Source organism: Pseudomonas sp. T8 (assembly GCF_024610635.1).
In the GTDB taxonomy this organism is placed as follows: Bacteria; Pseudomonadota; Gammaproteobacteria; order Pseudomonadales; family Pseudomonadaceae; genus Aquipseudomonas; species Aquipseudomonas chlororaphis_I.
Window position 1 is genome coordinate 1,025,731 of the sequence record NZ_CP102374.1, and the last position, 17,520, is coordinate 1,043,250.

The 17,520-nt window shown below is 62.3% G+C and carries 18 protein-coding genes; 13 read left to right on the forward strand and 5 right to left on the reverse strand.

Annotated features, from left to right (window positions below; all coding sequences use genetic code 11):
* Positions 1-7 precede the first annotated feature (7 nt).
* Positions 8-907, reverse strand: a complete 900-nt coding sequence (gene lpxO / locus NRG23_RS04410) for a lipid A hydroxylase LpxO (protein WP_009048901.1) — start codon at positions 905-907, stop codon at positions 8-10.
* A 537-nt stretch (positions 908-1,444) separates the two neighbouring features.
* Between lpxO and NRG23_RS04415 the strand changes: the two genes are divergently transcribed.
* Both NRG23_RS04415 and NRG23_RS04420 read left to right on the forward strand, forming a co-directional pair.
* Entirely contained in the window at positions 1,445-3,031 is a 1,587-nt protein-coding gene (locus tag NRG23_RS04415; RefSeq protein ID WP_009043780.1) for an ABC-F family ATPase, read from the forward strand.
* A 242-nt stretch (positions 3,032-3,273) separates the two neighbouring features.
* Positions 3,274-4,461, forward strand: coding sequence for an MFS transporter (locus NRG23_RS04420; protein WP_009048900.1), 1,188 nt, complete (start codon positions 3,274-3,276; stop codon positions 4,459-4,461).
* A 1-nt stretch (position 4,462) separates the two neighbouring features.
* On the opposite strand, the gene NRG23_RS04425 is transcribed toward NRG23_RS04420, so the two are convergent.
* Both NRG23_RS04425 and NRG23_RS04430 read right to left on the reverse strand, forming a co-directional pair.
* On the reverse strand, positions 4,463-5,500 hold the full coding sequence (locus tag NRG23_RS04425) for a dienelactone hydrolase (protein WP_009048899.1): 1,038 nt from the start codon (positions 5,498-5,500) through the stop codon (positions 4,463-4,465).
* A 243-nt stretch (positions 5,501-5,743) separates the two neighbouring features.
* On the reverse strand, positions 5,744-6,355 hold the full coding sequence (locus tag NRG23_RS04430) for an FMN-dependent NADH-azoreductase (RefSeq protein WP_009048898.1): 612 nt from the start codon (positions 6,353-6,355) through the stop codon (positions 5,744-5,746).
* Between the two features lie 129 nt (positions 6,356-6,484).
* On the opposite strand from NRG23_RS04430, the gene NRG23_RS04435 reads away from it, so the two are divergent.
* Together NRG23_RS04435 and NRG23_RS04440 are read left to right on the forward strand one after the other, a co-directional pair.
* Entirely contained in the window at positions 6,485-7,393 is a 909-nt protein-coding gene (locus tag NRG23_RS04435) for a LysR substrate-binding domain-containing protein (protein WP_009048897.1), read from the forward strand.
* 23 nt (positions 7,394-7,416) lie between these two features.
* On the forward strand, positions 7,417-7,761 hold the full coding sequence (locus NRG23_RS04440) for an MmcQ/YjbR family DNA-binding protein (RefSeq protein ID WP_025809028.1): 345 nt from the start codon (positions 7,417-7,419) through the stop codon (positions 7,759-7,761).
* Here NRG23_RS04440 and NRG23_RS04445 read toward each other — a convergent pair.
* Positions 7,758-8,183: a DUF1294 domain-containing protein gene (locus NRG23_RS04445; RefSeq protein WP_009048895.1), complete on the reverse strand. Its 426-nt coding sequence runs from the start codon at positions 8,181-8,183 to the stop codon at positions 7,758-7,760. The two genes, NRG23_RS04440 and NRG23_RS04445, sit on opposite strands and share 4 nt — an antisense overlap.
* Entirely contained in the window at positions 8,183-9,013 is an 831-nt protein-coding gene (locus NRG23_RS04450) for an undecaprenyl-diphosphate phosphatase (RefSeq protein ID WP_009048894.1), read from the reverse strand. The genes NRG23_RS04445 and NRG23_RS04450 overlap by 1 nt, the downstream gene beginning before the upstream one ends.
* Positions 9,014-9,298: 285 nt before the next feature.
* On the opposite strand from NRG23_RS04450, the gene NRG23_RS04455 reads away from it, so the two are divergent.
* The 9 genes from NRG23_RS04455 (at position 9,299) to NRG23_RS04495 (ending at position 17,519) form a co-directional block, all read left to right on the forward strand.
* A complete protein-coding gene (locus tag NRG23_RS04455) occupies positions 9,299-10,933 on the forward strand; it encodes a methyl-accepting chemotaxis protein (RefSeq protein WP_038632252.1) in 1,635 nt (544 codons plus the stop codon).
* A 107-nt stretch (positions 10,934-11,040) separates the two neighbouring features.
* Positions 11,041-11,607 carry a nicotinamide riboside transporter PnuC gene (pnuC, locus tag NRG23_RS04460; protein ID WP_009048892.1) on the forward strand — a complete coding sequence of 189 codons (567 nt, stop codon included), beginning with the start codon at positions 11,041-11,043 and terminating at the stop codon, positions 11,605-11,607.
* Positions 11,604-12,128: an AAA family ATPase gene (locus NRG23_RS04465; RefSeq protein WP_009048891.1), complete on the forward strand. Its 525-nt coding sequence runs from the start codon at positions 11,604-11,606 to the stop codon at positions 12,126-12,128. The genes pnuC and NRG23_RS04465 overlap by 4 nt, the downstream gene beginning before the upstream one ends.
* Before the next feature lie 357 nt (positions 12,129-12,485).
* Positions 12,486-12,947 (forward strand): hypothetical protein, encoded by a 462-nt coding sequence (locus NRG23_RS04470; RefSeq protein ID WP_009048890.1) that lies wholly within the window; start codon positions 12,486-12,488, stop codon positions 12,945-12,947.
* 1 nt (position 12,948) lies between these two features.
* Entirely contained in the window at positions 12,949-13,527 is a 579-nt protein-coding gene (locus NRG23_RS04475) for a hypothetical protein (protein WP_009048889.1), read from the forward strand.
* A 63-nt stretch (positions 13,528-13,590) separates the two neighbouring features.
* Positions 13,591-14,646 carry a hypothetical protein gene (locus tag NRG23_RS04480; RefSeq protein ID WP_009048888.1) on the forward strand — a complete coding sequence of 352 codons (1,056 nt, stop codon included), beginning with the start codon at positions 13,591-13,593 and terminating at the stop codon, positions 14,644-14,646.
* A 63-nt stretch (positions 14,647-14,709) separates the two neighbouring features.
* Complete coding sequence (locus tag NRG23_RS04485) at positions 14,710-15,390, forward strand: C39 family peptidase (protein WP_009048887.1); 681 nt, start codon at positions 14,710-14,712, stop codon at positions 15,388-15,390.
* Positions 15,391-15,434: 44 nt separating this feature from the next.
* Positions 15,435-16,181 carry a hypothetical protein gene (locus NRG23_RS04490; protein ID WP_041984085.1) on the forward strand — a complete coding sequence of 249 codons (747 nt, stop codon included), beginning with the start codon at positions 15,435-15,437 and terminating at the stop codon, positions 16,179-16,181.
* Positions 16,182-16,226: 45 nt separating this feature from the next.
* Complete coding sequence (locus NRG23_RS04495; protein WP_009048885.1) at positions 16,227-17,519, forward strand: transporter; 1,293 nt, start codon at positions 16,227-16,229, stop codon at positions 17,517-17,519.
* Position 17,520: the final 1 nt, after the last annotated feature.

Sequence of the window (17,520 nt, forward strand, 5' to 3'; positions counted from 1 at the left end):
CGGAGAATCAGATGAAGATGAACAGCAACAACAGCGCAGCGAAGATCGCCCACTTTTCCAGGTAATAAAGCTTGCGGTTGCGCTTTTTCAGCTCTTTACCGCGCAGGCGGATCTTGTACAGCTTGGTGAAGGCGCGGTTCAGGCCCCCGGTGCGGTCGCCGGCATCGTTGGGCGCACCGGCGGCGGCCATCACGGTGCGGCTGAACCAGCGGTTGAAGGCGGCGGCCCAGCGGTACTTCATCGGCCGCTCGACATCACAGAACAGGATGATGCGGTTCTGCTCGGTGGTGTTTTCCGCGTAGTGGATGTAGGTCTCGTCGAACATCACCGCTTCGCCGTCGCGCCAGTGATACTTCTCACCGTCGACATTGATGTAGCAACCGGCGCTGTTGGGCGTTTCCAGGCCCAGGTGGTAACGATAGGAACCGGCATAAGGGTCGCGGTGGCGCACCAGCTTCGAGCCCGGCGGCAGTTCCGCGAACATCGCCGCCTTGATCGAACCGATGCTCTGCACCAGTTCGGTGGTCCGCGGGCACAGCTTCATCGCCGAAGGATGGCTGTCGCCGTACCACTTGAGGTAGAAGCGCTTCCAGCCGGTCTTGAAGAACGAGTTGAAGCCGACGTCGTCGTACTGCTCCGAACGCTTGATCTCCCCGGCCCTGAGCAGGCTCTGGCCCTCGGCGCGGATTTCTTCCCAGTGGGCCTGCAACGGGCTCAGGTCGGGAAAGTCGGCCGGATCGAGGTACGGGCGGTTGGGGATCTTCGAGAACAGATAAAGGAAGCAGTTGATGGGAGCCAGGAAGCTCGAGTGATCACTCAGCTGGCGGCCCAGTTTATGGCGCACGCGACCACGCAGGTGCACATACGCAATGGATAAAACGTAAACAGCGGCAATGATGAGTTTCACGGAAATCGTCACATGTCAGAAGAGAACATACTGCGCCCCCATATGGGCCACCTGGGCCGAGGGGTCATGTGCAGCGTCCGAAAGCGATAAGAGGTCCTGAAGGCACGTCCCTGAGCCCATGCCAATGATGGCATGTGGCAACTGGTCGGCATTTTAGCCACAGTTTGTAACCAAAGGTTAACTCCGATTTGTGAAAATGTGTCCGCCCACGGTGCCACGACCTAAGTCGCATTGCCCGGGACAAATCCGCAGCGGCGACTTTTACAACGGCTGGCGCTGAGCCGCCTGGATGAAAAATCCGTGGCTCGCCGTCATACAACTGCCGGCGCACATATGCGACAATGCGCGCCAAATTCCAACATGACCTCCCACCTTTATTGCCCAGCAACTTGGCCATAGCGTCCAGATGTTGCTGTCTACTTATGCTCGCTGGCTCGACTCTGGCGATGACCGGGGCGAAATGGAAACGCTCCAACATGCCCCAGGAATGGCCCAAGAGCCAACACGATGCTCGCAACCCCTTGATAGGTAAAGTAATTGATCTCCACAGCTAACATCACGATGCAGTTCGGCGCCAAGCCGCTATTCGAGAACGTTTCGGTCAAGTTCAACGGCGGCAACCGCTATGGCCTGATCGGCGCCAACGGTTGCGGCAAATCGACTTTCATGAAAATCCTCGGCGGCGACCTCGAGCCGTCCGGCGGCCAGGTCATGCTGGAGCCGAACGTTCGCCTGGGTAAACTGCGCCAGGACCAGTTCGCCTACGAAGAATTCACCGTGATCGACACCGTGATCATGGGTCACGAAGAGCTGTGGAAGGTCAAGGCCGAGCGCGACCGCATCTACTCGCTGCCGGAAATGAGCGAAGAAGACGGCATGGCCGTGGCCGAGCTGGAAACCGACTTCGCCGAGATGGACGGCTACACCGCCGAATCCCGCGCCGGTGAACTGCTGCTGGGCCTGGGCATTCCCCTGGAACAGCATTTCGGCCCGATGACCGAAGTCGCTCCGGGCTGGAAACTGCGGGTCCTGCTGGCCCAGGCGCTGTTCTCCGATCCGGAAGTGCTGCTGCTCGACGAACCGACCAACCACCTGGACATCAACACCATCCGCTGGCTGGAAACGATTCTGACGGCGCGTAACAGCACCATGATCATCATTTCCCACGACCGTCACTTCCTCAACAGCGTCTGCACCCACATGGCCGACCTGGACTACGGTGAGCTGCGCCTGTTCCCGGGCAACTACGACGAGTACATGACCGCGGCGACCCAGTCCCGCGAGCAACTGCTGTCGGACAACGCCAAGAAGAAAGCCCAGATCGCCGAGCTGCAGACCTTCGTCAGCCGCTTCTCGGCCAACGCCTCGAAAGCCAAGCAGGCCACCTCCCGCGCCAAGCAGATCGACAAGATCCAGCTGGCCGAGGTCAAGCCATCGAGCCGCGTCAGCCCGTTCATCCGCTTCGAACAGACCAAGAAGCTGCACCGCCAGGCCGTGACCATCGAGCAGATGTCCAAGGGCTTCGACGGCAAGACCCTGTTCAAGAACTTCAGCTTCACCGTCGAAGCCGGCGAGCGCGTGGCGATCATCGGCCCGAACGGCATCGGCAAGACCACCCTGCTGCGCACCCTGATGGGCGAGCTGACCCCGGACGCCGGTTCGGTGAAATGGACCGAAAGCGCCGAGCTGGGCTACTACGCCCAGGACCACGCCCATGACTTCGAAGACGACGTCAGCCTGTTCGACTGGATGGGCCAATGGACTCAAGGCGAGCAGATCATCCGTGGCACCCTGGGCCGCATGCTGTTCTCCAACGACGAGATCCTCAAGTCGGTGAAGGTCATCTCCGGTGGTGAGCAGGGCCGCATGCTGTTCGGCAAGCTGATCCTGCAAAAGCCCAACGTCCTGGTGATGGACGAACCGACCAACCACCTGGACATGGAATCCATCGAGGCGCTGAACCTGGCGCTGGAAAACTACCCGGGCACGCTGATCTTCGTCAGCCACGACCGTGAGTTCGTATCGTCCCTGGCCACTCGCATCATCGAGCTGAGCCCGAACGGCGTGACCGACTTCAGCGGCACCTACGACGACTACCTGCGCAGCCAGGGCGTGGTGTTCTAAGGAACGCCCGTTGCTTGTCAGTCTGAAAGCCCCGTCCTGGTGACGGGGCTTTTTTGTCCGGCTATAAAAACATCGCGGGCAAGCGTGCGCACACGTTTCTGTAGGAGCGAGGCTTGCCCGCGATGACGTCCTCCCTGCCCCCACAAATAGCCGGCCATAAAGAAATCGTTAGCCTGCTTCCTTTTATTTCCAGCCCGCGCCATGATGCAGTTCTCCAACCGCCCGCCCGCGAACGAGCCCTCATGTCTGCGCAACAAAAGCCCGTGCCCAGCTCCATGGCGATCACCCTGCAGATCGTCTCCATCGTCTTCTATACCTTTATCGCGTTTCTCTGCATCGGCCTGCCAATCGCGGTATTGCCCGGTTACGTCCACGGCGAGCTGGGCTTCAGTGCGGTGGTGGCCGGGCTGACCATCGGCGCGCAGTACCTGGCCACCCTCCTCAGCCGGCCCATGGCCGGGCGCCTGTCGGACAACCTCGGCACCAAACGTGCGATCGTCTACGGCCTGGCGGGGATTTTCCTCAGCGGGCTGCTGACCCTGGCGTCCACCCTGCTGCTGGCAATGCCGCTGCTCAGCCTGGGCATCCTGCTGCTCGGACGTTTGCTGTTGGGGGTGGCCCAGGGCCTGATCGGCGTGGGCACCATCAGCTGGTGCATGGGCCAGGTCGGCGCCGAACACACCGCGCGCTCGATTTCCTGGAACGGCATCGCCTCCTATGGCGCGATTGCCATCGGCGCGCCGATGGGGGTGGTGATGGTCGCCGACTACGGTTTCGAAAGCCTGGGGCTGGCCTTGTCGCTGCTGGCGGCCCTGGCCTTGCTGCTGATCCGCAACAAGCCGTCGGTGCCGGTGATCCGTGGCGAGCGCCTGTCATTTCGCGCGGTGTTCGGCCGTATCGCGCCGTACGGCGCCGGCCTGAGCCTGGCGTCCATCGGCTACGGCACCCTGACCACCTTTATTACCCTGTTCTACCTCAGCCGTGGCTGGACCGGCGCGGCCTATTGCCTGACGGTATTCGGCGTCTGCTTCATCCTCTCGCGCCTGCTGTTCATCTCCAGCATCAGCCGTTTTGGTGGCTATCGCGCGGCCATCGCCTGCATGAGCATCGAGACCCTGGGCCTGATCCTGCTGTGGCTGGCGCCCTCGACGGCGTTCGCCATGATCGGCGCCGGGCTCGCCGGCTTCGGCCTGTCGCTGGTGTACCCGGCGCTGGGGGTGGAAGCGATCAAGCAGGTGCCCAGCACCAGCCGTGGCGCCGGCCTGAGCGCCTACGCGGTGTTTTTTGACCTGGCGCTGGCGATTGCCGGCCCTCTGATGGGCGCGGTGGCGTTGAACCTGGGTTATTCGTGGATTTTCTTCTGCGCGGCGCTGCTGTCGCTCAGCGCCCTGGGCCTGACCCTGCTGCTCATGCGCCGGGCCGACGCCTGACTCACTGATCCGCGGTCTGCATCCCGGCCCGGCTCGGCTTGCCCAGGGCCTGGGCAAAGAAGCGGCCGGCCTCGGCAATCAGACTACGGTGGATGTCCGCGCGGTCGACGCCATCGGCGTCGGTGCACAAGGCCGGCATGCTCAGTAACTGCTCCTCGGTGCACGGCGCCATGAACACGAAGTGCCCGGCCCCGGCCAACAGCCTGAAGTCCGGCGCCACCGGCAGCTTGCGGGCCAGGGCCGCGGCGTTCTTGTCCAGGGCCACCAGCTTGTCGACGTCGCCGCTGTACAGCAGCACCGGCACATGCACGCCAGACAGGGTCTGCCGCCCGAACTTGAGGCTCAACGGCGCCATCAGCAGCAAGGCCTGGACCCGCGGGTCGGCAACCGGTTGCAAGTCGTCGCGATCGACGATCAGCTCGCCCTGGGTATTGCAGGCATCGTGATCGTCGGGGCGCTCCTGGCAATAGCGGCGCAAGCGATCCAGGTCGGGAGTCGCCCCGGACAGGATCAGCGCGGTTTCACCGCCGGCCGAGTAACCGATGACCCCGACCTGCCCGGCATTGACGAAAGGCGACAGCATCGGGTCGGCCAGGGTCGCGGTGATGGCTTCGGAAATCTGGATCGGCCGGCCATAGAGATTGCTCAGGGTGCCCAGCCGGCTGTGATCCTTGTAGTTGTCACCCGGATGAATCACCGCCACCACCACGAAGCCCTTGCGCGCCAGCGAGGTGGCCAGGTCGTGCAGGGCCAGCGGCGTGCCGGTATTGCCGTGGGACAGCATCAACAGCGGAAAGCGGCCGATGGCGATCTTCGAATCCCGGGAGGCGGCAATCTGGTAACCCTCGACCTTGCTGTGGTGCTCAATGCCGGTGGAGGGATAGAAGGCAATGGCGCGCATCGGCTGCTGGTCCAGCGGGTCGAGAAAGCTCATCTCATGGAAACCCACGCTCCAATGTGGATGGGGCGCGGGCGCGGCGTGCACGATAATCGGGCCGCCAAGCAGGCAGATCAGTGACATTGCCCAAAGACGCATCATGGATGCACCACCTTCCCTACCTGATGAAAACGCCGGTTCATTGCTTCACTGGCCAGGGTTTCGCTGGCCTGATGCCTGGGTTGTCGGCCGGATCACGCCGCTGTATGCGCTGCAATCTGCATAACCCGGGCCAGAACGAAAAAAGCACGAACACGAAAAACTCCGTATCCCGCTGCCTGGAGGACATCAGAATACAGAGTTTAAAGGGCCTTGCCTGGGGCGTAAGCGACTTTTACACAAGCCTTACGCGGCAGCGAAAAGTTGCTCGCTGATTTGCGCCTGGGCGTCGTTCAAGGCCTTGGTGCGGACTTCGTCGCCATAAGCCAGGCCGTGGGCGCGGACGAATTCGATGTCGGTGATGCCGAGGAAACCGAACAGCACTTTCAGGTAGTCCTCGTGAGCCACGCCAGTGGCCTGGCCGGCGTGCAGACCGCCGGAGGTGGAGACCACCACGACTTTCTTGCCACCGCACAGGCCTTCAGGGCCAGCTTCGGTGTAGCGGAAGGTCTGGCCGGCCACGGCGATGCGGTCGATCCAGGCCTTGAGTTGGGTCGGAATGGTGAAGTTGTACATAGGCGCAGCGATCACCACGGCGTCGGCGGCCTGGAATTCGGCGAGGGTCGAAGCGCTCAGCTCGGCTTCGTGCTGCTGGGCGGCGTTACGCACTTCGGCCGGAGTACCGGCGGCCACCAGGGTGGCGGAGCTGAAATGGCTGATGGCGTCGGCGGCCAGGTCGCGGTAGGTCACCTCAACGCTGGCGTCGGCGTTTTTCCAGGCCTTGACCACGCTTTCGCTCAACTGACGGGAAGCCGAGTTGTCACCAAGGATGCTCGAATCGATATGCAGCAGTTTCATCTGGGATTCTCCAAGTGAGGATCGCCACCGGGCGATCAATTGAGGACAATCCTACAGATGAAACCAATAGCTGATTAGTCGGCACAAATGCGATAGTTTGTCCCATCAGCAGGACAGTCGAGTCATTCTATGCAAGACCTCAACGATCTTTATTACTTCGCCAAGGTGGTGGAAGCCGGTGGTTTCGCCGCCGCCGGGCGTTTACTCGGGGTGCCCAAATCCCGTTTGTCGCGGCGTATCGCCGAGCTGGAAGAGCGGCTGCACACCCGCTTGCTGCAACGCACCACCCGCCAACTGAAGCTGACCGCGGTCGGCGAGCGTTACCTGCGCCACTGCCAGGCCATGCTGCTGGAAGCAGAAATGGCCGACGAGGCCGTGGCCAGCATGTCCAGTGAACCTCGCGGGCGCCTGCGGGTGTCCTGTCCGGTCGGCCTGGCCCATCATATGTTGCCGACTGTCATCAGTTCCTTCCTCGAGCAATACCCCCAGGTCCAGCTCGACATGCAGTTGCTCAACCGCCGGGTCGACGTGGTCGCCGAGGGCATCGACGTGGCGCTGCGGGTTCGCGAGCATGGCGACGAAGATCCGTTGCTGGTGACCCGGCGCCTGCGCCAGGCGCAGACTGTGATGGTCGCCAGCCCGGCGTTCGCCCGCGAATGGCCGATCCACAGTCCCGAAGACCTGCACAAGGTGCCGGTGCTGGGTGCCCTGGAGGCCGACCGCATGGTGCATCTGCGCATGCTCGACGCCCAGGGCGAGAAATGCGACCTGGTCCTGGAAGCACGCCTGGGCATCGATGATTTTCTGGTGCGCCGCTCCTGCGCCCTCGCCGGTCTTGGCTGTACCATCCTGCCGATGATGTATTGCGAGGAAGAACTGCAGACCGGGCAGCTGGTGCAACTGCTGCCGCAATGGTCGTTGCCTGGCGGTTGGCTGCAGGCGGTCTACCCTCACCGGCGCGGGGTATTGCCAGCGGTAAGGGCCTGGATCGAGCATGTCAGCGAAGCGTTCAAAGGCTGCGGAGACCGAACGTTATGACGGCCGCGATAAAAGGAAAAACCATGACTGAAGCGGATGTGGCGCAATTCTGCCTGGACTTGCCGGGTGCGCGCGAAGACTACAAATGGGGCGGCGTGCGGGTGTTTTCCGTGGCCGGCAACAAGATGTTCGCCCTGCAGAACCTGCGGGGCGAGTCACTGGCGTTCAAGGTGGACAAGGAGCTGTTCCTCGGCCATGTCGACCGCCCCGGCATCGCGCCGGCGCCGTACCTGGCCCGGGCGCACTGGATCATCATGCAGACGCCCTACCCGCTGGGCGCCGGCGAGCTGCGGGACTTGCTGCAGCGTTCCCACCAGTTGGTGGTGAGCAAGCTGCCCAAGCGGGTACAGGTCGGGTTGTTACTCTAGAACAGCGAGAACAGGCTGCCTTCGAGAAACAGCCGGTCGATCCAGAACACCTGGTGCAGCAGCACGATCAGCCAGAACACCAGTTGATAGGACAGCTTGCGGGTCTTGTGGCGAAAAGCCTGTTGCGCCAGCAAGGCGCCTGGCCAGCCACCGGCCAGTTCCACGGCATGCAGGACGTTTTCCGGGGTCCGCCAGCTGTCGCTGCGGGCCTTGCGCTTGTCGCTCCAGTAGAGGAAGAACGTCAGCACGCTGACCGCGCCGTAGGCCGCCAGCGGCACCCAGGAAATCCCCTTCACACCCAATAGCAGCGAGCCGCACAGGGGCAAGGCACAGAGCAGCAGGAAAACCACCGCCTTGAGCCGTGGCTGCTGGATCCGTGCCCCGGCGGCTTCGCCGGGGCGGTTCTGGTTGCGTGCGTTCATCAGGAATGGACCGCGGTCCAGTCGACCCAGCCGAACTGCCAGGTGGCGAGGATCACCAGGCCGAAGGCAATGCGATACCAGGCAAAGGCCGCGTAGCTGTGGTTGGCGATGAACTTGAGCAGGCCCCTGACCGCGATCATCGCGAAGATGAACGAGGTGATGAAACCAACGGCGAACACCGGCAGGTCGTCCGGCTGGAACAGGTTGCGGTATTTGTAGCCCGAGTAGACCGCGGCACCGACCATGGTCGGCATGGCCAGGAAGAACGAGAACTCGGTGGCGGTCTTGCGCGACAGGCCGAACAGCAGGCCGCCGATAATCGTGGAGCCCGAGCGCGAGGTACCTGGAATCATCGCCAGGCACTGGGCGAAACCGACCTTCAAGGCATCTTTCCAGCTGATTTCGTCCACGCTGTTGGCATGTATTTCATGCTGCCGGCGTTCGGCCCAGAGCATGACCAGGCCACCCACCACCAGCGCCGTGGCGACGGTGATCGGGTTGAACAGGTATTCATGGATCAGGTCGGCGAAGATCACCCCCAGGACCACGGCGGGCATGAAGGCGATCAGCAGGTTGATGGTGAAACGCTGGGCGTTGCGCTGGGTCGGCAGGCCGGTGACCACGTCAAGGATCTTGCGGCGAAACTCCCAGACCACCGCGAGAATGGCCCCCAGCTGAATGATGATGTTGAACGCCATGGCGCGCTCGCCACCGAAGTTGAGCAAGTCCGCAACGATAATCTGGTGGCCGGTACTGCTGATGGGCAGAAACTCTGTCAGCCCTTCCACAATCCCCAAAATCAATGCCTGTACGGCAGTCCAAAGCTCCATCAATCCCCCGAAGGTCATGCCGTAACATGCCTTTTTAGTTTTTCTTCAATGTTCACTGACATGTGCGTCGCGACTTCACAGCCGCAATAGGATCATCAGCACCCCTGAAAATTCCGTGAAAAATCAGCCGGATTCAGGTTTTTCGCGATGAGGCCGAAATCCTAGCAGACAGACGCGAGAAACGCTGTCGCGTTGCGAGAATCCGATGGACCTGACTGCAAGGAGCGCATGACGGATGTACAGGGTGTTTCCATTACAAGAACAACAATCGGGAGTGACAGATTCATGAACAGCTTACGCAGAATGTCGATCAGCCGCCGGCTGTGGCTGATCCTGATTGTGGCGGTACTGATGCTGATGACCCTGGGCATGCTGATGCTCAAGCAGATCAATGAGGACCTGTACCAGGCCAAGGTCCAGAAGACCCAGCATGTGGTGCAGACCGCCAACGGCGTGCTGGCTTATTTCCAGGGCCTGGAAAGCGCCGGCAGCCTCGATCGCGCGACGGCGCAGAAGCAGGCACTGAGCGCCATACGCGGCCTGCGCTACGACCAGAGCGACTACTTCTGGATCAACGACCTGACCCCGGTCATGGTCATGCACCCGACCAACCCCAAGCTCGACGGCCAGAACCTCTCGGCCATTCGCGACCCGGACGGTCTTGCCCTGTTCAACGAAATGGTGGCCATCGCCAAGGCCAAGGGCGCCGGCATGATCAACTATCGCTGGCCGAAACCGGGCGCCAGCGAGCCAGTGCAGAAGACCTCCTATGTCCAGCTGTTCCAGCCCTGGGGCTGGATCATCGGTTCGGGGGTGTACATCGATGACGTGCAGGCCGAGTTCCGCAGCCAGGTGGTGAAAGCCTCGGTCGTCGGTATCGCCATTGCCCTGCTCATGGCCCTGCTGGTGCTACTGATCGCTCGCAGCATCGTCCGCCCGTTGCAGGAAACCGTGCACGCCATGGCCAACATCGCCAGCGGCGAAAGCGACCTGACCCGCACCCTCGACACCCACGGCCAGGACGAAGTCACCGAACTGGCCCGGCACTTCAACGGCTTCACCGCCAAGCTGCGTCTTGTCGTCAGCCAGTTGCAGGTGTCGGCCAGCGCCCTGGCGCAATCCTCCGCCGACCTGGGCAGCAACGCCAGCCAGGCCCAGGAGCGCAGCCAGCAGCAGTCGCAGCAGATGGAGCTGGTGGCCACCGCCATCAACGAAGTGACCTACGGCGTACAGGACGTGGCGAAGAATGCCGAGCACGCCGCCAGCGAGATGCGCGACGCCGAGGCCCAGGCCCGGCAGGGCCAGGTGAATATCGACGGCAGCCTGCAACAGATCGACCGGCTCTCGGCCACCATCGACCAGGCCGTGGAAGTGATTCGCACCCTGGCCCAGGAAAGCACCCAGATCGGCAGCGTGCTGGAGGTGATCCACTCGATCGCCGAACAGACCAACCTGCTGGCGCTCAACGCGGCGATCGAAGCCGCGCGGGCCGGCGAACAGGGTCGTGGCTTTGCCGTGGTGGCCGATGAAGTGCGCCTGCTGGCCCAGCGGACGCAGAAGTCCACCGCCGAGATCCAGTCGATGATCGAGCGCCTGCAAGGGCACTCGGAAGCCGCGGTGAAAGTCATCGGCGACAGCAGCCGGGCTTCGCAGCAGACCATCGAGCAGGCCGGGCTGGCCGGTGAAAGCCTGAACGCCATCGGCCAGGCCCTGCGCAACCTCAATGGGCTGAACGCCTCCATCGCCAGCGCCACCCTGCAACAGGCCCATGTGGTCGAAGACATCAACCAGAACGTGACCCAGGCCGCCGGCCTGTCCCACAGCACGGCCCTGGCGGCCGAGCAGTCCAGTGCCGCCAGCCTGCACCTGAAAGAGCTGAGCGAGCAGCTCAACGGCCTGTTGCGCCAGTTCCGGGTCTGAGACGTTCCGTTGGCGGGGTTCGCCCCGCCACGGTTGCCGGCCTTCACTAACATGCAAGGCCGCTTCTGGTTACAATCCGCACCCTCCTCCGCTTCCAGGTAGTTTTCATGTCCGGGCTTGAACTGTTCGCCGCTGCACTCGGCGTGATCGCCGTCTGGCTGACAGTCAGACAGAACCCCTGGTGCTGGCCGATCGGCCTGGTCATGGTGCTGCTGTACAGCTGGATCTTCTTCGAAGTGAAGCTGTATTCGGACATGCTGCTGCAAGTGGTCTACGCCGCCCTGCAACTCTATGGCTGGTGGCAATGGACCCGTGGCGGCGCCAGCCATCAGGGGCGTCCGGTCAGCCTGCTAGGGCCCCGCTCGATGCTGTTCGGCCTGAGCCTCGGAGCCGTCGGCAGCCTGCTGCTGGGAGCGGCCATGGCCCATTGGACCGATGCCGCGCAACCCTGGCTGGACGCCGCGCTGACCGGCTTCAGCCTGGTGGCGCAATGGTGGATGGCGCAGAAGCGCGTGCAATGCTGGCCGCTGTGGATTGCCGTCGACGTGATTTTTGTCGGCCTGTTCATCTACAAGGACCTGTACCTGACAGCGGCACTGTACGGGCTGTTCACCCTGCTGGCCGTGCAGGGCTGGCGTGCCTGGCGGGCCGACCCGGCGCTGCGCCCGGCATGAAGGTCCTGGTGCTGACCGGCCCCGAGTCCAGTGGCAAAAGCTGGCTCAGCGGCCACTTGCAGGCGCGCTTCGGTGGCATCCAGGTGGGCGAGTACGTCCGCCATTTCATCGAACAGCATCGGCGCGACACCTGCCTGGCGGATATCCCGGAGATTGCCCGCGGCCAGTTGGCCTGGGAAGACCAGGCCCGGGCGCAACACCCGCCGCTGCTGATTCTCGACACGCACCTGCTGAGCAATATGCTCTGGAGCCAGGCCCTGTTCGGCGCCTGCCCGGACTGGCTGGAACCCGAGCTGCTGGCTCGCTGCTATGACCTGCACCTGCTACTCTCCCCGGAAGATGTCGGCTGGAGCAACGACGGCCAGCGCTGCCAACCCGAACTGAGCGAGCGCCTGGCCTTCTTCAAGGCCACCGGTGATTGGCTGGTGCAACACCAGCAGCCCTTCGAAGTGATTCGCGGCGATTGGGAAGCCCGTCGGCAACGGGCATTCGAGCTGGTCGAGCGCCTGCTTCAGGGTTGACCGAATACCTTTCGTGTCCGCGTTTTTTTCTCCTGCGCAAGCAGGACAAATGTCCACTCCTGAAACACCCGCCGCTGCGCAAAGCGGCCAATTCAAAGGGCTTCTCATTGCCCTTCAGCCATCTGTTAAAACGCTGATACAGCCCGACGCGAGCCTCCCGATCCAGAGCGTCGCCACGGTACTGCCGGGCTGCCGGAGGCGGCACCGGTCTCATCGTTGAAACACTCCTGTCCCTGTAACGCCCTTGGTTATTCGTAACCTGTTGAATTTTTGAAACAATCAAAAAAGCGGCACGGCTTCTGCTCTCTACCCTCGCAACGCCGGCTAGGGCCAGCGACAGAAGAAGGGAATGCTGCCGTGGAGAATCGCAATTCAGCTCTGACCCACCTCCTGCTGATCGGCTGCGCCATCGGCTCGCTGCTCAGCCTCCCGGTCCAGGCTGCCGACGACATCAGGGACGGCAGGATCGTTCTCGACCGCGACGTTCAACCTCGTAGCGTCGGCCGCCCTCCGCTGCATCCAGATCCCTACCCGACCACCGTCAATGCCAACCCTTCGGCCCGGGTCAAACAGATGACCAGCAACACCGAATTGAGCGACGGCGATTTTGCCGGGGTCAGCAGCGGTTCCACGATCAGCAGCAGCGTCATGCCCAACGGCGTCAACCTGCAGGGGCTGAACAGCGTCGCCAACCCCAACGGCATGGCCGGCATGAGCGCCGGCCACGGCGGCGGCAGCGGTGGCGCCATCTCCGGCACCATCAACCGCTCGCTGAATTCTGGCCTGGCTCCTTTGGGCAGACTGGCCGGAGGCCAATGAGATGATTCGCACCCTCGTATTGCTTGCCCTGTTCGGCTGCCCTTCGGCAATGGCCGACCCAGGCATCCAGGCGGTGGACACCGCCACCCTTCACAACTCCGGCGCCCGCTACAACGGCAACTTCAACGTCAACCAGGCCGCCGGCGACCAGCAGCAACAGACCAACACGCGCGCCATCGCCATCGGCACCGACGCCCAGGCCACCACCGTGGTCCGGCAGAAGCTCGGCACGCCGGCCAGCAGCGCGATCGACGCCACCAGCAGCATCGGCGGCAACGCTTTCAGCAACGGCAACGGGGTCCTGGGCGTGAACCAGGGAGCCGGGGCCAACAACCAGATGGTCAACGCAATGCGGGTGAGCATCAGTGCCCAGCCGCAAAGCATCGACGACAGCGTCCTGTCCCAGCAGAACGTGGCGCTGTTACCAGGCTCGGGAGCAACTGACGCTTCCAAAGGCAGCCGCCAGGTCGTTACCAGCGACCAGGCCTTCACCGGCAGCCGGGGAGTGATTCAGGTGAACCAGAGTGCCGGGGTGGGGAACCGAATGGCTAACACCCTGAGCATACGGGTCGCTGACTGACCCGCAGCAGTGCGACTGGAAGGTACCAACACTTAACCAACTAAATAAGCACGGAGAAACACCATGAAACCTACAATGGCTCTCAAGCCACTGGTTTTTGCCCTCGCCGCAGTCATGGCGATCGCCGCACATGCGGGCAACGACGACAATCACGGAGGTCACGGCGGTCATGGCGGCCACGGTGGCCATGGCGGTCACAATGGTCACCACGGTGGTCATGGCGGTCATGGCGGTCATGGAGGCCACGACGGTCTAGACCTCAAAACCAAGCTGCAAATCACCGCCGGCGCCGCGGCCAACGTAACCGATGAGCAGTTCAGCTCGGGCAACAGCGTCAGCAACCGCGGCACCAACAACAACGCCGACGCCAGCGACTCGATGAACAACTCCAACGGCAACATGGGCGCCAACGTGGCTGCCGGCGCCGGCAACCAACAAGACAACGCCGTCGCCCTGGCCACCGCCGATGAAAGCTTCATCTTCGGCAGCGCGGTAGCCACTTCCAGCGCTACCCAGACCAACACCAACAACACGGTGAAAAACTGGTCCACGCAAAACAACGCAACACTCGACAATGCTGGCAACGGCGGCTCCGGCAACATCGGCATCAACGTCACCGCCGGCGACCTCAACCAACAGAAAAACAACCTGGCAATCGCCGTATCCGGCGGACGCGTAGCGACCGCATCGGCTTCGGCCGACCAGACCGTCACTGGCCTGGACGTGGACAACAAGGGTGTGCGTACCTACAAAAAAGACACCCTTACCAGTGAGTTCAATGCCTCCGGCACCTACAAAGGCACCGGCTACGGCAAGATCCAGGGCGACGACGATCACCATGGCGGTGGTCATCATGGCTACGGCGATCGTAGTGGTGGCTACGATAACGACGATCAGAAGTTCACCTTCAAGGAACAAGGCACGATCGAACTTTCCGGCGTCTGGACGAAGCAAGTGCTGACCAAAGACGGCTGGAAAAACCCTGTGATCAACAACGCGTCGATGTCTGGCTCGATGAACGGCTTCTCCGGCAACGGCGGCGCCAACGTCTCGGCGGGTGTCGGCAACCAACAAAGCAACTCGCTGTCCATCGCTGCCGGCTGCAGAGCCTGCCTGTAATCACGAGCGTGACGAAAGCCCCGGAAACGGGGCTTTTCCACAGTCCCACAAGGCGTAGCGATCATGCGAATGGCGACCTTCTCCCTTTTGCTTTGTCTGACGGGCCTGGCTCAGGCCGCACAGATGCCAGTGGCCGTATTGCCGGGCGGAAACCTGGTGTACAAGCAGGTGCAAAGCGTGCGGGAGCGCAAATTCGCCGACCTGGTCGAGCAGAAAACCGACTTCAGTTGCGGCGCCGCCGCGCTGGCGACGGTACTGCGCCAGGCCTACTGGCTCGACGTCGATGAGGAGCAGGTCATCAAGGGCATGCTGGCCACCGCCGACCAGGACCTTGTGCGTACCCAGGGTTTCTCCATGCTGGACATGAAGCGCTACCTGGAAAGCATCGGCATGCGCGCCCGGGGCTACCGGATACCTCCCGACAAACTGCAGGCGGTCTCCATTCCGGTGGTGGTACTGATGGACATTCGTGGTTACAAGCACTTCGTGGTCATGCAGCGGGCATACAAAGACTGGGTCTATATCGGCGACCCCGTCCTCGGCCATAAACGCTACTCCCACGAAGACTTTGTCAAAGGCTGGAACGGTATCGTCTTCGCCATCGTCGGCCCCGGCTACGACAAGGCCAACGCCTTGCTCGACCCGCCCAACCCGCTGACCGCAAAGAACAAGCTGGATACCTTCAACCCGGTCAAAGACGCAGAACTGATGGAATTCGGTTTCATTCAGAGCGACTTCTTCTAGGGTCGCCCTAAGGATAAAGGGGCAGGATGCTCCGGGAGCAGCAGATGAAAAGCGCTTACTGGCTGGCCGCTGCCTGCCTGGTCACAAGTTTTCCTGCGTACGCCAACGCAGGGTTCAAGCCTATAGAAATCAAGGACCAGGAACTCTCCGAGCTCCGCGGTCGCTACGTCATGCCGGGGCGGATCATCAGCTTCGGCATTGTCATGAGCAGCACCTGGCGCAACGCCTCGGGCGATCTGATCGGCGCCACGACCTCGATGCAGATCCAGCAATCGACGATCAAGCCGGAATTCTATGTCTCCACGATCACCGAAACCGGCAACGGCTCGACGCCGACCCAGGGCTCGGGCAACGTGATCGGCGGCGCGGGCCTGGCCACCACCCAGGGTGTGACCCAGAGCGTGCGCGCGGCGGGCGACCGCAATAGCGCCTATAACAACGTTTCCATCGACGTCAAGGAAGCCAGCCATGCTCCGGCGCTGGTGCCGGCGCAAGGCCAGCTATTGATGAGCGGGCAAACCATCAGCGGCAGCAACGCCGCGGGCAGCGTGGCCGTGTCCGCCACCGGTGGCGGCATCCAGATGGCCATCCAGGCCAATAACAACCAGGGCTCGGCCGTGCAACAAGTGGCCCAGGGCGGCTTGCTGCAGAACACCCGCCTGCTGGGCGACAGCAACCTGGTCAGCAACATGACCCAACTGAACGTGGTGCTCAACAATAACGGGGCGAGTACTGGCGCGTTGGATTGCAACCTGACCCAGCTCAAGGGCCTTCGCAACCTGGGATATTGAACTACGCTGATTCTCGATCATTAGGCTCAAAGGGACGGCTTACTCATGTATCGATCAGTCTCGCTGCGCGCAGTTGTATGTTTGAGCACGCTCTTCCCGGCTGCACTGCTGCAGGCAGCGCCTGATGCCGACGTAGAGGCCCTGAAACAAGAATTACTGGAGCTCAAGCAACGTTACGAAGTGCAGCAGAAAGCCCTGGCGGTATTGGAACAACGGGTACGCCAGGTCGAGGAGCAACCGGCGGCGCCACCACCGAAACGCCTGGCCAAGTCGCCAGCGGACATGCGTGGCAACCAGCAGGTGGCCGGGACCACGAGCAAAGGCCCGACCCCGGCCGGCGGTAGCTCCTACGGGGAATCGCTCAGGGATGATTCGCAACCGGCACAGAGCGTGTCCAACCTGTACGACGAAGCCAGCGGCTTCTTCGGCGGCGGCAAGTTCAGTGTCGAGACCGGCCTGACCTACTCCCGCTACGACACCCGGCAGCTGATTCTCAACGGCTTCCTGGCGCTGGATTCGATCTTCCTCGGCAACATCAACCTGGACCGGATCAAGGCCGACAACTGGACCCTCGACCTCACGGCCCGCTACAACCTGGACAACCGCTGGCAGTTCGATGTCAACGTGCCGGTGATCTACCGCGAGTCGACCTACCAGTCCGGCGGCGCCCAGAACGGCGCGGCGGGCGTCACCAGCGAAAAAACCGTGTCCAAGGACCCGACCCTCGGCGACGTGAACTTCGGCATCGCCTACAAGTTCCTCGACGAGTCGGTCAATACCCCGGACGCGGTGTTGTCCTTGCGCGTCAAGGCGCCGACCGGCGAAGAGCCGTTCGGCATCAAGCTGCGCCAGGTCCAGGACAACACCAACCTGTTCGTCCCGGATGACCTGCCGACCGGTAACGGCGTCTGGTCGATCACCCCCGGTATCACACTGGTCAAGACCTTCGACCCGGCGGTGCTGTTCGGTACCCTCTCCTACACCCACAACCTGGAAGAATCCTTCGACGACATCAGCTCCACGGTCAACCTGAAGACCCCGGGCAAGGTCAAGCTCGGCGACAGCTTCCAGATCGGCATGGGCATCGCCTTCGCCCTGAACGAGAAGATGAGTATGTCGTTCTCCTTCTCGGACCTGGTCCAGCGCAAGAGCAAGCTCAAGGAAGACGGCGGCGACTGGCAGTCCGTGGTGTCCAGCGATGCCAACGCCGGTTACTTCAACGTCGGCATGACCGTGGCGGCCACCGACAACCTGACCATAGTGCCCAACCTGTCCATCGGCCTGACCGACGATGCGCCGGATTTCACCTTCAGCCTGAAATTCCCCTACTACTTCTAAA